The 12742-nt window shown below is 67.3% G+C and carries 14 protein-coding genes; 9 read left to right on the top strand and 5 right to left on the bottom strand.

The features are described from left to right. Positions 1–155: 155 nt before the first annotated feature. Both DVS28_RS26665 and DVS28_RS30090 read left to right on the top strand, forming a co-directional pair. Positions 156–1319 carry a tyrosine-type recombinase/integrase gene (locus DVS28_RS26665; RefSeq protein ID WP_164711143.1) on the top strand — a complete coding sequence of 388 codons (1164 nt, stop codon included), beginning with the start codon at positions 156–158 and terminating at the stop codon, positions 1317–1319. 144 nt (positions 1320–1463) lie between these two features. Then, positions 1464–1592, top strand: coding sequence for a hypothetical protein (locus DVS28_RS30090; RefSeq protein ID WP_281273562.1), 129 nt, complete (start codon positions 1464–1466; stop codon positions 1590–1592). A gap of 251 nt (positions 1593–1843) precedes the next feature. Here the strand turns inward: DVS28_RS30090 and DVS28_RS26660 are convergent, their stop codons facing one another. Further along, the gene (locus DVS28_RS26660) at positions 1844–2392 is read right to left on the bottom strand and encodes a hypothetical protein (RefSeq protein WP_114594693.1); all 549 of its coding nucleotides are present in this window, start codon (positions 2390–2392) and stop codon (positions 1844–1846) included. Positions 2393–2631: 239 nt separating this feature from the next. Here DVS28_RS26660 and DVS28_RS26655 point away from each other — a divergent pair, with 239 nt between their 5' ends. Beyond that, positions 2632–3573: a hypothetical protein gene (locus tag DVS28_RS26655; RefSeq protein ID WP_114594692.1), complete on the top strand. Its 942-nt coding sequence runs from the start codon at positions 2632–2634 to the stop codon at positions 3571–3573. A gap of 105 nt (positions 3574–3678) precedes the next feature. Here the strand turns inward: DVS28_RS26655 and DVS28_RS26650 are convergent, their stop codons facing one another. Next, the gene (locus DVS28_RS26650) at positions 3679–4377 is read right to left on the bottom strand and encodes a hypothetical protein (protein WP_164711142.1); all 699 of its coding nucleotides are present in this window, start codon (positions 4375–4377) and stop codon (positions 3679–3681) included. Positions 4378–4856: 479 nt separating this feature from the next. Between DVS28_RS26650 and DVS28_RS28895 the strand changes: the two genes are divergently transcribed. The 3 genes from DVS28_RS28895 (at position 4857) to DVS28_RS26630 (ending at position 6961) form a co-directional block, all read left to right on the top strand. Then, entirely contained in the window at positions 4857–6212 is a 1356-nt protein-coding gene (locus DVS28_RS28895; RefSeq protein ID WP_164711141.1) for a cell wall-binding repeat-containing protein, read from the top strand. Positions 6213–6287: 75 nt separating this feature from the next. Further along, a complete protein-coding gene (locus DVS28_RS26635; protein ID WP_164711140.1) occupies positions 6288–6659 on the top strand; it encodes a TA system antitoxin ParD family protein in 372 nt (123 codons plus the stop codon). Next, positions 6656–6961 carry a hypothetical protein gene (locus tag DVS28_RS26630; RefSeq protein WP_114594689.1) on the top strand — a complete coding sequence of 102 codons (306 nt, stop codon included), beginning with the start codon at positions 6656–6658 and terminating at the stop codon, positions 6959–6961. Before DVS28_RS26635 ends, DVS28_RS26630 begins: the two co-directional genes overlap by 4 nt. On the opposite strand, the gene DVS28_RS26625 is transcribed toward DVS28_RS26630, so the two are convergent. Further along, the gene (locus tag DVS28_RS26625; protein ID WP_114594688.1) at positions 6934–7371 is read right to left on the bottom strand and encodes an HD domain-containing protein; all 438 of its coding nucleotides are present in this window, start codon (positions 7369–7371) and stop codon (positions 6934–6936) included. The genes DVS28_RS26630 and DVS28_RS26625 overlap by 28 nt on opposite strands. 135 nt (positions 7372–7506) lie before the next feature. Continuing rightward, positions 7507–8151, bottom strand: coding sequence for a hypothetical protein (locus tag DVS28_RS26620; protein WP_114594687.1), 645 nt, complete (start codon positions 8149–8151; stop codon positions 7507–7509). 386 nt (positions 8152–8537) lie between these two features. Here DVS28_RS26620 and DVS28_RS26615 point away from each other — a divergent pair, with 386 nt between their 5' ends. Next, positions 8538–9161 carry a hypothetical protein gene (locus DVS28_RS26615; RefSeq protein ID WP_114594686.1) on the top strand — a complete coding sequence of 208 codons (624 nt, stop codon included), beginning with the start codon at positions 8538–8540 and terminating at the stop codon, positions 9159–9161. Positions 9162–9341: 180 nt separating this feature from the next. Further along, positions 9342–10955 carry a hypothetical protein gene (locus DVS28_RS26610; protein ID WP_114594685.1) on the top strand — a complete coding sequence of 538 codons (1614 nt, stop codon included), beginning with the start codon at positions 9342–9344 and terminating at the stop codon, positions 10953–10955. Between the two features lie 173 nt (positions 10956–11128). Here the strand turns inward: DVS28_RS26610 and DVS28_RS26605 are convergent, their stop codons facing one another. Beyond that, complete coding sequence (locus tag DVS28_RS26605; RefSeq protein WP_114594684.1) at positions 11129–11542, bottom strand: hypothetical protein; 414 nt, start codon at positions 11540–11542, stop codon at positions 11129–11131. A gap of 180 nt (positions 11543–11722) precedes the next feature. Here DVS28_RS26605 and DVS28_RS26600 point away from each other — a divergent pair, with 180 nt between their 5' ends. Then, positions 11723–12712, top strand: coding sequence for a DNA-processing protein DprA (locus DVS28_RS26600; protein WP_114594683.1), 990 nt, complete (start codon positions 11723–11725; stop codon positions 12710–12712). The last annotated feature ends 30 nt before the right edge of the window (positions 12713–12742 follow it).

Below are 12742 nucleotides of genomic sequence, written 5' to 3'. Positions count from 1 at the left end.
CACGAATCAGCCTTCCCCCCGGTTGGCTGTGTCATAATCCCCATTATGACCAGGACTGAGTTGATGGGGTTCACCGCCCCCCAGATGAGCGCGCCTGTCCGCCCCGCATCAGCACTGCGCCGCGAATGCATCCCCCATATGGCGAGGATCCGCCCGTGAGCGCCCCGGAGCCCGGAGAGATCGAGCTCGTCACCGCACAGGCGCGGGCGGAGGTCGATCGCCTGCGCGCGATCGAGGCTGCGGAACCGCGCACCGTCCTGCTCCGCGACGCCCCCCGCCGACTCGACGCCCCCTACGCCGCCAGGTTCGGTCGATCCGCCACCAAACCGCTGCGGGGCGACGCTCTGCACGACGCCGCCGTTGAGTGGTCAACACGCGGCGAGCACCCGCTGGCGGCCGTCGTGGGCAGCTGGTTGGCCGGCATTGGCAACCCGAGGACCCGCAACGCCTACGCCGGCGACTTCGAGGCCTTCACGGGGTGGCTGGCCGACCGGGGCCTCTCGGTGCTGGACGTCACCACCGCCGTCGGGCAGGCATGGGTGGCTGACCTGTACAGGAACGGGGCCAAGACCTCCACGGTCAAGCGTCGGCTCGCCGGGACCCGTGGCTTCTACAACCACCTCGCCCGCGAGGACCTGCTCCCCCGCAACCCGCTTGACCGCGTCGACCCCGTCCTGACCAGCGACGTGGCGGAGGTGAACGCGTCGCGCACGACCGAGCACACCGGCGCCATAACCCAGGAGCAGGCCCAACTGCTCCTCGACGTCGCAGGCGGTCCACGCCGCCCCGATGGCCTCGGCGACCCCTGCCACCGGGCCCTCATCGGCCTGCTCTACCAGTCAGGCCTCCGCGTGTTCGAGGCCGTCGACGCCGGACGCCAGCACCTGATCCCCCACGGCACCCGCATGGTCCTCAACGTCGCCCGCAAGCGCGCCAAGGGCGAACGCGAACCCGTCCCCGTCTCCGACGGCACCCTTGCTGCGCTCCGCGCACACCACCACACCCACGCCGTCCCTGCCGACGGCCCCCTGCTCGTCCGCCCCACCATCGACAAGGACGGCCAACCGGTCCGGACCCCACTTGCCCGGCTCACCCGTCAGGACGCCTACCGCATCATCACCCGCTACGGCACCGCAGTGCTCGGCATCCACCTGCACCCCCACATGCTCCGTGCCTCCTTCATCACCCACAACCTCCAACGTGGCGTCGACGTCCTCGCCGTCCAGAAGGCCGCCGGCCACGCACGGCTGGAGACAACGTCCCTGTACGACCGACGCGTCACACGGCCCGACGACGCCGTCTGGCAACTGGGCAACTGAGAGCCACCCCCAATCAACTCACGCGGTCGAATCCGCTGCACGTTGCCCCGGTTGGCCTGCAACCGCAGTTCAGAAGGTTCCCGTGCGGGCCTTCCCAATTGGCTGGTTTCGTTATGGGCTCTCGACCACGCCGTTGGACTGGCCATGACGCAGAAGACACTGTCGATGGCGTCACGGGCCGTCACCGGGATGGCTGCGGTCAACGGGTGGCGGTTCTGGCGAACCGCCGACGGCACCTTCCTGGCCGACGTCCGTACCCGGAGCACGTCTTGACGCTCGCACGCCCTTTGCCAGGCGGCGGCCAGTGCCACAGGACCAGGGCTCACCACACATCCCATCCAGAGCGGGCGTAGGCCTCTCGGTAGCAGCCGTAGCAGGACCAGCCGGCCGACAGCTTCCAAATCGGTCCGTCTGCCCTGATGAACCCCCGGCAGCTCCGGCAGCGGCTGTTCCATCGGCAGTGCCTCTTGAACGGTGGACGTTCCATCAGCGGCCCCCTTCGTTGGTGCGTCCGCAGTTGGTCCTCATGCGGCCACCGCTGCGGGGGTGGCGGTGCGGGTGAGTGCCCGCCGAGCGGTGATGTCGATGGTGGTGATCACGTCAGCTGCGGCCGCGAGCTGGGACGACAGCCGGTCGGTGCCGGCGATCACCCAGGCGAATCGTGCCTGTCGTGCCAGTTCGACAAAATGGTGATCTCCGGAGTAGATGACGGTGATGTCGGGGTCGACAGGATGGCTGTCGACGTAGCGAGTGAGGGCGCGGTCGGCGCTGTCTGATCCGGGTGGGACCGCCAGCAGACGCATCTGCTTGGGGAGGTCCCAGGCAACGGTGGCACACAGCAGCCCGTTGGCCGCCACGACGCCGATGCGGTGCGACGTGCACCCGTCGATGAGGGTCATCACCCAGCTGGCTGCCGATACGAGGCTGGTTCGGTCGCGGCCGTGGAGGGGGGCCAGGAGGTTCTCCAGGTCCACGACCTCGAGGCTGGTGACGGTTGACTGATCGGACGGGACGGCAGCTAGGTGCCGGCGTGCTGGACGAGGGTTGCGGATGCGCTGGGCCGAGGTGTTCATGCCGGTGAATGTGGCTGTGCCGGCCGGGCCTGTCCACCGGCTCCAACGGGCCAGAACCGATATAATCACGAGCCAACGTATATGCGAACCGCCTACGGTTCGAGTTTCCGGGCTGACGGGGGTGGGTTTTTTTGGATGAGGGCGTTCGACACGCCGCACTGGCACTCCGTCGCCGACTGGCGACCGGTCCAAGGGGGAACGGCCACAGCGACACGTGGGTTCGTGTCCCACGGTCGTCGGTGGACCCCCTCGGAGCGCACTTCGCCCTGATCGACCGGTGGCGAGACGAGCTCGACGCGGAAGACCGAACGCTGCTGTTCTCCTCCCACAACGGTCGAGCGCCGCTTGCGGCACGCCTGTCCCCGCTGCTCTCGGGTGCGACCCGCGCGCCACTGGCCGACCTGATCGGCGGGGGAACACAGGACGCACCGACCTTGCGGACGGCCATGGTCCTGTGGTGGGTTGCGGCCGCACGGCCCACGCAGTCCGTTGACCTGGCCGCCGCAGACATCGCCGCCGTGGCAGGCCTCGAGCCGAACGGTCCCCGTCGCGTCAACGATGCGCTGCGCCGACTCGAACACGCCGGCCACATCCATCGCACCCGGCGGCACCTGCTGCCGAGCACCCTCACCGTTGTTCCTGCCGACCCCTCCGTGCAGGTCCACCACGCACTGATCACCAACGGCCACCTGCACCACCTCTCTGGGGCAGCTGTGGTTGTCTTCCTCGCCGCGATCGCCTTGGTCGACGGCCGACGACAGCGCGACGCCGAACCAACCTCCACCGATCTCCGCCGGGCCGCGGGCCTGTCCCCATCAGGGTTCGTGGCCGCGGTCCGCCAGCTCCGTGCACACGGCCTCGATCATGTTCGTCTCGATCCTCCCGAACCGGGGCAACTGTGCACGCCCACCAACCGGTGGCGTCGCCGCCACCGTCCCTCCACGACACCCCTGCACCGCCGAGCCGAGGACGGGCCATGCCGGTGTGTCCCGACACCCGAGTCCGCTGACGAGGCCATCGCTGGGTGGGTTGCGTTGATGGCCGCCGATGGGGCCAGGCGCGCCACGAAGCTCTTCAACCTGCCAGCCGACGCGGCACGGGAACGGCTGATGCGGACCACGTGGACGCTCGACGCGATCGACGAGGCGACCGACGGTGTCGACATCGCTGACATCCACTAGGCCCACAATGTGACCCCACAAGCGCGGGACGATGCAGCAGACCTTCTCGGCTTGCTGGCAGGCCGTCGCCGAGGCCGTCGTCGCAGCGTGGGCTGGCCGGGCGGGTCAGCGGAGTCGGCTGCCGATGTCGGTCCACCAGTCGGGACTGGTGTCGGCGATCACTGACGCGGCGAGGCAAATGTTGCGGTCGGCGACGAGGACGGTCGAGGCGCCCTCGGGAAGGAACCCGATCGCAAAGACGGCGTTGGCCCATGACCCGACGCTTGCTTCCCACGGCAGTGTGGCCGAGGCAATCACCTGCCGGACCGCGTCGGCGATCGCGTCGGGGTTGAAGTCGTCACGGGTGGCCTCCTCCCGGATGCCGATGACGAATCGTCCGGGGCCGGTGGGCCACTCGGGGGCAGGCACGTCGACACCTTCGACAGTCGAGTCGAACACCCCGTTGTTGGCAGCGAGGACTCCTTCGACGTGCATGCCAGTCCATGACGGCGCGAACGTCGGGGCGTCGGGGCGCGTGTCCATGACACCGGCGGTGGGGAGCTGGTCGCGGGAGGGCACCGGCGTGGCGTACTTGCCGACCTCGGCGACACCGGTGCGGAAGGCCACGCTGTCCCCATCGGGCCCAAGGTCGATCAGAACGGTCTCGGAGGAGTGGACAGTCGCGACGACCGTGACGCCATTGACGGTCCGTGCCGACTCGACGACACCGTCCATGTGGCTGTTGTGTCCGAGCAGTTCGCCCAGCGGCCCCTGGATGAGGTCGGTTGCGTTGCGGTCTGCCGTGAGGATCGTGATGAAGCCCATGACGGCAGCGTAAGCGGAGAGCTGACAGGCCATCGCCGTCGGGCGGATCGACCAGCACATAGTTGTTCAAGCCGAGCACACCGCGCCATGCGTCGGTTCGTCTGCCACCCCGAGAGTTGTCCTGGTCGCAGTCTTGGCAACCCTGATCTTGCGGGAGCCTCGGAGGTCTCGCGACAGGCGCGCGGACTTCCGTTGCCACTCGCGGAGAGGAAGGGCCCGGATGTTGCTGTCCTGTGACAAGCCCGCATGGCAGGATCAACCCGCCGCGAGACTGCGAGGCGCTCGCCACGTCACATGAGGAAGACCCGCAAAGACCCTTTTCCGATTTGGAGAACTTCATGACAAGAAGTCGAAATTGCGGCGGGGAGGCAAGCCGTCGGCGATACGGCACCATTCCTAAAGTTCTAGTGTGCCTAACAATTCTAGCAACTTTGGGTGCCACTGAGGCATCTGCAGCTGGCAGCACGGGTGAGCCTGAGGTGTATAGCCTTTGGACGTTCTGTGATCACGGCTACGCAATTCATGGTTTCACCGCCGATAATGTGAGCAAAGAATACGATGCGTATTTCGAAGCACAAATAGAACATCCTCGCCATGGCAACTACATCAGGAGTTACGTTCCAGCCGGAAGTTCCCGGTCGTCCACCCTGCACACCAACTCTACTAGCGTTCCTGAGCTTACGCTAGACCTAGAAATAACTTGGTTGGAGGCAGACAATGGCAACGACTTAGTTCGCCGGTTTGAAATGCAGGCGCCAGCAATCAGCTGCCCTGATGATAATACCTACCCCGCGCAAAGTGTATACTTTCTCCCCCCTGGGGCAAGTGACCCGAATGAGGCTCAGAGCCCTGAAGAGCTGAATGACATGCCCTTCTGGCGAATTGAAGGCCCTACCCGCTACGAAACTGCGGAAGATAATGCCTACAATACTTTCCCTGACGGAGCTCAAACGATCCTGATCGCAAACGGGGATGTTGCAGCCGACCAGTTATCTGGTGCGCCACTTGGACGCGCCCTACGGGCGCCGATACTATTGCAGCCCAGCAGTTACGAGAATGAACTACACCCTTCAATCGTTCGCGCGGTTGAGAACTTGGGTGCGAGACAGGTCGTAATACTTGGCGGCAATGCTGCCGTAAGTAGGGGCACGCAGGATCTGCTGGAACGTTCCGGCCTAAGAGTTGCTCGTATTGCGGGTACTACTCGCTACGAGACTGCTGTTTCGATCGCGTGGGAACTAATAAGCGCTTCAGGCGCTTTTGCGTCTGGCGTTAGCCTCGCAGATGGCGGTAACTTCACTGATGCCATAACGGCTGCAGGTGCATCTGATGAAGATCCATTACTGTTGACCTACGGCGCTGAGAGCAATCAACTACCGGCTGAAGTGTTAGAGTTCCTTCAACATTTTGAATCCACAATCGAAAACGTCCGTGCGGTTGGACGAGCTGCTGCGAACGTAAGCGAGCAGGCCGCAACTGCTGCAATAGCTGAATCAGAAGTAATCGTTCGCGCTAGACCCTTTGAAACCTCTATCGCAACAGCACAAGCCAATCTCGCCGAAAACGGCGGTATGGTGCAGCGTATTCTTGTTGCTTCGGCAGATGAGTTCCCTGACGCTCTAAGCGCAGGGGTTAGTGTTGACTCGACGAGTGGAGACATACTTATCGTCGCTTCTGATTCAGATATGGACAACATGCAGGCATTGATAGACTTCTTGAAACTTTATGGCAACCCAGATGCTCAAGTAGTTGCCGTCGGCGGTACGTCGGCTGTCAGCGATGCACTTGCGACAGCTATCGCAGATAACGTTGCTGCTTCGGCTCCCAGCTCTTAGCGAGCCAGCCGGCGAACCCCTTGACGTGGCATCGTGCCACGGGTGTGGCAAATGGTAGGAGAGGTAAATGATGCAATGGCTGAAGCGAAGTCCGTCCGAATAGATGGCGACCTGGTCGCTGCCGCCGAGGCCGCAGCGATGGCCGGGCACAGGTCCACCGCAGAGCAGGTCAACTACTGGGCTGCGGTCGGCCGACGCATCATCGCCGCAACCGGGGTCGACCAGGGGCGGATGGACGCTGTCGTGGCCGGAACCGGCCAGTTCGATGACCTCACCGCTGAGGAACGGGTGATCGCCCACGCCCGCATCGACGTCACCATCGAACAGGCCGTCACCCGGACACCCCTGGCCGAGCACGCACGGGCCGACGGCATCACGACCGTCACCGTGGACGAGTCCGGCCAGCTGGTCTGGACCTCCCCCGACGGCACCATCAGCCACGGGTGAGTCGCCTGGACCTGCTTGCCGGCCCCAACGGGGCAGGCAAGACCACGCTGTTCCGTCGGGTCATCGGGCCGTTGCGACCGGGCTTGCCGTTCGTCAACGCTGACGTCATCGCTGCGCAACGGTGGCCGGAGGACCCCGAAGGCAACTCCTACGCCGCCGCTCGGATCGCTGACGCCACCCGACGGCAGCTGATCGAGGCCCGACTGGACTTCGCCACGGAGACCGTGTTCTCCCCCTCAGCTGCCCGGAGCGGCACCCGGCCAGCCGTGCCGGCTCAGCTGCTGGTGAGCCCAAGCGCCTGACGGGCGCGGGTGTACTTGGCGGCCAGCCGGTCGCGGGTGTCTGGGTCGAGCACCGCCAGTCGGGCAGGGTCGGCGTTGTCGTCGATGTCAGCGGCCTTCACGACGAGCGCGATCGGGTTGGCTGCCACCCGCCGGTAGTAGTCGTCCTTGGGCTCATCGGCCCGGCGGGTCATGGCATCCACCGCCGCGGCCTGAGTGTCGGTGAGGCCGTCGGCGCGCAGCTGGTCCAGGGTGACGTCGGTGTCTTCCACGACGTCGTGAAGCGCTGCCACGACGCGGTGGTCGTCGGTGGCGTCATCGGGCAGGTGACCGAGGACCCTGTGGACGTGACCGATGTAGGGGCGGCCGGCCTTGTCGGTCTGCCCGTTGTGGGCCGTGGTCGCGATGTCGAGTGCTCGGTCGGGTCGCATCAAGGGGGCTCCGGGGGTGGGGATGGGACGGCGTGGTTGCACCGTATCGGCCGGTGCGGTCAGCGATGGGCCGGCGTGAACGGCTCGCAGTAGTCCCGGCGGTCGACAGGGGTGTTCTTTGCGGCGGCCCGGCGGTCAGGGCTCAACGGGACGGGCCGCTGCCGCCCCACCGAAGGGCGGCCTGATCACCCAGCCGTCAACGACCACGTCGATGCCGGCCACTCGGGTGTCAGCAATCGTGACCGGGCCGTCGAGGACGCCCAGCTCGCCATAGGCAGACCCGATCGCCGTTCGTCCGGCCGCCAGCGTCACGGCGGGGTCGTCGTCGTGGCGTCGCAGGAACCGATTGGTCCCGCCGGCGTACTTCACCACACCGTTGGTACGGAGCGGACCATCGACACGGGTACCGACGTGGGTGGACAGCACCACCGCCGCCGCAGTGGCGTCGGGCCATCGCGACAACGCGACCAGGTCAGCAGCAACGGCGTCCACGTACCCACCAACCCGTGGCCGCATCGTGTCGAAGTGATAGTGCGCCTTGCCCTCCACGAGCAGCACCGGGACTGCCTCCGACGTCACCACCGCAAGGTCCACGCGTCGCCACTCGCGCACCACGACCAGATCGGCTTGCTCCGCCACCTGCTGGGCAAGCCACCAGACCATTCGGTCCCGGACCGCCAGCTCGACCTTCCCCGACAACGCCAGATAGCCGATCTCACCGGGGTCGGCCGACTCGGCAGCACCGATGAGCGCCTTCGTTGTCAGGTCGTCGCTGAGCATGCCGCCCCACCCTGCCAGACACGCGCCATTCGGCTGGCCTCCCTGCACACGTCCAAGACGTCATCGGCGGGGGCAGACCGGGGTCGGTCTGCCCCGCGATCGGTCATGGAACGGCGGGGTGATACCGAGCCTCCGGGCGGGACTGCTGACACACAGCAGGAACATGACGAAGGGTGCGAGGTGGCGGGTGCGCATCTGCGACTCCGTGGACCAGCACGGGTGATACCGCCGAGACAGTCGTTGGCCACCACCATCCGAACGACAGACCCATCAGATGTGTCGCCTCCACTCGGCACGCCACTCAATGCGGCCTCGCCCCATAGGGCCTCGGGGCGTGTGCCACCCTGTCAGGGGACGGAACGCGCTGGACGGACAGGACGAGGACGATGGGTGACGACACGATCGTGTGGCTCACGCGATCCCAGTGGCAGAACGCCGCCAACGGGATGGCATGCAGGTACGGCGACACCGGACGACTCGATGTGGTCGAGGTCACCGAGCTCGGTGAGGCCCGTGTGTGCTGCGAGGACGGTCACGAGTTCCTCCTGCCCCCTCCGGCCGTGGTGAAGCCGGCCACTGCGGGTAGAGGAGGGATCCTTGAGGATCTCGGGGTGTACCAGGCACTCCTGGACGTCTTCGAGTTCGGGGAGGGACGGACGGAGTACGGGGTGATCGAGCACCGGTTCGCCCAGGCCCACCGGGACCTGTACGTCGACCTTGTCGGCCGGTACCACCACACGGCGATCGCCTGTGAGGACCCTGCCAGGTTCACCGTGTCCTCGTTGCTTGCGGGTGCGCTCGGCCGTCTCCACGCCGAAGGTGCCGTGCGGTTCAGCGACGGTCCTGGGACCGGCCGTTGGTCCTACCTCAACCCGGTCAGCTACTGGGCGCTGCCACCGGTGCCCGACCGTCCCCCGGTTACCTGGACGGCGTGGGCGCAGGCCAACGGGATCGATCCCGACACGTGGCCCGCCACCGAGGGGATCAGCTGCCGGCACACCCCCAGCTGAGCGGGCGCTGTGCCCCGCCGCCACCTGGCCTTGTCGGGTGGCTGACAGGGTGGCCGAACCATCGGTTCTCGGAGTTCCACCGAGACGGTCGTGTGGCCCTACAGTCAGCGCTCTCGGCCGCCTTCAGGCGTCCGGTCCTCCTCTGCCGCCGTTTGGAGCACCGTGTTCCGTCCCCCTGCAATGCCATCCATCGCTGACCTGTCGTTTGTGCCCGCCGGGTCGTTTCCGACCGGAGGCCAGCTCAGGTTCGGGACGAGCGACGGCATCGCGACCCGCTTGGGCCACGACCACTCCGCCGGGGTGGTCACCGTCCTGAGCGCCGGGGGGCTCGGCGACCCTGCCCTCCCATTGGTGGTGCTGATCGGCCCGTCGGACCCTGCATCGGTCCACGCGCTCGACCCAGTCGGGGTCCACGTCGTCTCCATCAACAGAACAGTGGACGACGTTCCCCGCCAGATGCTGATCGGCGACGCGGGAAGCCTTGCAACCGCCGACGAGCTCGACCGGCTGGACCCACCCGACGACCTCACCGTGCCGCCATGGGTGTGGCGACGCGACCAAGCACTGCGCGGCGACGCCTACATCGGCCTGACGGCAGACCAAGGCAGCTGGCGGCTGGTCGAGCACGTGGCACTCGACATCGTTGGCAGGCCGATCGGAACGGTCCTGGCTGAGGTCGAAGAGCCGCTGGAAGGGTCCGTTGGGCATGACCCGGTGGGATGGCCCGGCGCACGGGTCGACTGGGAGGCATGGGCGGCAGCCGTCGGCCGGGACGATCCCGAAGCAGCGACGCCGGCGGACTGGCCGATCCTGTCGGAACTGGTGGACCTGCCCGGCCATCTGCAGGGCCACGTCGGTGTGCCCTCGGGCCGGATCGCTGTCGGCGACTCCTTCGTTGGCAGCAACGGCAGTCCGTACCCCTTCCAGGTCCTTCCGGTCCGTCTGCCGGCCGGACGCTGGCCCGTCTGGCTGCTCGACACGTCCGAACCGACGATGAACACCGACGTGGTGATCAGGTTCGGCGACACCCGACCGGTCTGCTGGGTGTCGCTGCCGAACGTCGGGGTGCAAACGGCCAAGGTCGGATTCGGCGACGTCGGCACGTTCGAGCAGCCCATCAGCGACCCGGTACCCGGCGGCGGTCCGCCCCACGACGCCAGCGGCGCCGGGCAGGTCCAGGTCCGAACCGGAACCGAAGGCTCCTGGCCGATCTTCATTGGGCTGGATCGGCTCGGTGTTGCCGTGGCAGCTGCTGCCCTGGACACCACCCGGATGGCCGAGGCCTACATCGCTGACCGCCATCCGTCCCCGGCCGACGTACGGATGAGAGACCGCCACGTGGCCGATCTGGGCGACCGGATCCTCGAGCTGCACGGTGATGTGCTGGCTGAGCTTCGTCGCATCCTGTCGGCGCTCGGGGTCGACGCGATCGCGGACCGCAGCACGCTGTCGTGGGTTGCCAACGACCTGTCGTTCACGGCCTACGTCGCCCACGAAGGCGACGAGGAACCGCCGGCCATCGGTGTCGACGTTGCGCTGCCCCCACCCCACGCAACGCCCGAGGACCTCGATGTCGTCGTTGGTGAACCCGCCACGGATTCGTCCGGTTGGGACGCGCCGACGTCGCAGCCGTGGCGCTACGGCACCTACCGGCCCGGACACCTCCCGCCGTTGCGTCACGAGCCAGTCCGCCACCTCTCCGTCGAGTTCGACAGCGACCAGCTCTCCGAAGGCCGCATCGTTGAGGCACTGGCCGATCTCAGGTCGGGCATCACACGGATCCGCAACGTCTGAACGGTCCGTGATCGTGGCTGCTGCCGTTCCGGGTCGCCAGGTCGCCGGGCGCCTGGCAGCCCTGCACACGGCACCGACACATCGTCGGTGGACGGGACCGCTCCTACTGGCTACCGGAACGCTTGCTGACGCGGTCGAAGCCACCCTCACGGACCGGACCTGACCGGATCGGGTCAGTTGCTCGGCGTCCCGTCACGGTCGAACCCGCCGCGGGCAAGCAATCCCGTGAGCTCGACCACCTGCTGCCGGTCACCGGAGGAGTCGGCTGCCTCGAGCAGACACGAGACCTGCCATGCCCAGCCAGCCGCCGATCCCGGCCGGTCATCACCGGACAGAGCACCTGCAAGCGCATGGGCATCGGCAGCCGACAGCTCGTGGGTCCACACCACCTCACCGGCGGGGACCGCACCGAGCAGCCGATGGATCAACGCGGTGATCGGCCACGGGGTCACCGCGGTGCAGCAGATCGTCGCAACGGTCCGGTCGAGCAGCAAGGCGGTGGCGGCTGCCCACACGGGCTGGTGGCGCAACTGGACCGCGAACGGCACCGCGGCGCCCATGGTCAGCGACGGAACGGAAACAGGCATTGGGAACTCCTCGTGTTGGGTGTCACCGGCAGTCGGTGCAGCACTGACCGCCGAAGGCCGCTGGTGCAGGCCTCCGGGCTAGGCAGCCCGGTTGGAGTTCCACAACAGGCACCCTATCGGTGGGCTGTGACACCGAGCGCGGCCACGAGGACGTCGGGGCCACGTGGCAGCCTGTGACCAGTGGACAACGAGGACGTGCAGCAGGTCGACCGAGGCCCATCGACTGTGGAGGACGACGGCCCACGCACCCCCCGCGGGATGTGGCGGCTGCTGCAAACCCCGGGTGTGGGTGCGGCACGGGCAATGGCGCTGGCCGGCAGCCACGTGTCGTGGGCCACGATGCACCGTGCCGCCCCCGACCGGCTCGTCAAGCACGTCGGCCGCAAGGTCGCCGAACAGATCGCCGAACACGGCATCCCCGAAGCCGAACTGACCAGCCACCTCGATGGTGACGTCCTCACCCCATGGACGCTCGGCTACCCGATCAGGCTGCGCGACATCGATGGCTGCCCCCCGTTGATCTGGGTTCGCGGCATCCTGCCGTCCAGCGGTCGGGCGCTGACCATCGTCGGGGCCCGCAAGCCCTGGGCGTACGGGGCGGCGGTGGCGGCACGGGCCGCCCGGACCTGTGCCGCCAACGACATCGTCACCGTCTCCGGGCTCGCCGACGGCATCGACACCACCGTGGCGGAAGAAACCCTTGCCGAGGGCGGCATCCACCTGGCGGTCATCGGCAGCGGGGTCGACCGGCCGCGCCGCCCCGACCTGGCCGACCGGATCCTTGCCGCCGGTGGCGCCATCATCAGCGAACAGCCGCCCGGGACCGCCGCTTCCCCTGGCAGCCTCGTGGCCCGCAACCGCATCCAGACTGCCCTTGGTGACGCCACCCTCGTTGCCGCCGCCGCAACCGGGTCGGGCACCGCACACACCGCCCGGTTCGCCCTCCTGCAACAACGGCCGCTGTGGGTCCCCGCCCCCACCCGGGCCCACGCCGACCATCCCGCCGCAGGGCTTCTCCTTGCCCTTGCCGACCCCGACGGGATCGCCAACCCCGAACAGGTCCTGCACGTCGGCGGCCGCCACGGCGCCCTGCTGGCCAACCGGCGACCCGCCGCGGACCGTGTCCTGGCTGACGGCGACGCCCTCGACGACGCCATCATCAGCCTCTGAGACCGGCTGTCGCTGTGGTCGTGCAGACTC

Source organism: Euzebya pacifica, from assembly GCF_003344865.1.
Taxonomy (GTDB): Bacteria; Actinomycetota; Nitriliruptoria; order Euzebyales; family Euzebyaceae; genus Euzebya; species Euzebya pacifica.
This window is presented reverse-complemented; position numbering and strand designations above follow the sequence as displayed.